Origin of the sequence: Natrialba taiwanensis DSM 12281, assembly GCF_000337595.1 — an archaeon.
GTDB lineage: Archaea > Halobacteriota > Halobacteria > Halobacteriales > Natrialbaceae > Natrialba > Natrialba taiwanensis.
In genome coordinates, this window is the sequence record NZ_AOIL01000043.1 from 1 (window position 1) to 229 (window position 229).

Sequence of the window (229 nt, forward strand, 5' to 3'; positions counted from 1 at the left end):
CGTAGTAAGCCGTACGGGAAGCCGGAGTTGCGTCGTGCGTTTTGAAAAACGAACCAGGGAGTGTGCCTGTTTGACGAGTCTAACCCGATTATCGGGGAAGGCGTAGGGAAACCGATATGGCCGCAGCATTGCGAGGGCCGCCGTGTTCAAGCGCGGGGAGTCAAACGGGCACGACCCGAAACCGGACGATCTAGACATGGACAAGGTGAAGCGTGCCGAAAGGCACGTG

General features: G+C 58.5%; 1 rRNA gene. It reads left to right on the plus strand.

Annotation, left to right across the window (positions count from 1 at the left end):
* Positions 1-229 (plus strand): 23S ribosomal RNA (locus C484_RS22355); the annotation flags it as partial.